1 protein-coding gene is annotated in these 624 nt (G+C 36.4%); it reads right to left on the reverse strand.

The features are described 5' to 3' along the window. Positions 1-624 (reverse strand): potassium-transporting ATPase subunit KdpA (locus IDG60_RS20340; protein WP_206161119.1); only part of this gene is annotated, 624 nt, incomplete at both ends.

Genomic DNA, 624 nt, shown 5'->3' on the forward strand with positions numbered 1-624 from the left:
TTGGTATATAACGAGAAAGCAACATAATGATTCCTGTAGAGATATTCCAGAATGTTGTATCATCTTTCAGTCCTTCAAACCCTGATCCATTGTTCGCAGCAGCTGATGTCATTTCATACATAACTTGCGAAATACCATGAAAAGACGGATTCGTTATACTTTCACTTGCTCCAGGAATCATAAAAGCAAGTGCTGAAAATACTAAAATTAAAATTGGATGTATGAGAAAGACTAAGACAATACATTTCATTTCACGGGCGCCAATTGGCATATTTAAATATTCTGGTGTTTTACCAACCATCAAACTGCATATAAACACCGTCAGTAAGACATATATCAATAAATTCATGAGTCCTACGCCTTCGCCACCAAATACAACATTTAGCATCATTAATACCATTGGTCCTAATCCACCTAAAGGCGTTAAGCTATCATGCATGTTATTAACAGAACCCGTTGTAAATGCCGTCGTAATAACTGTAAATAGTGCTGACAAGCCTGCTCCAAACCGTACCTCTTTACCTTCCATATTCGGTCCATAAATGCCTAAATTCGCTAGTATTGGATTACCACGATACTCACTCCACATAGTTAATGTAAGAATTGCTATAAAAATGAAAAACA

This window comes from Staphylococcus sp. EG-SA-2 (genome assembly GCF_017152085.1).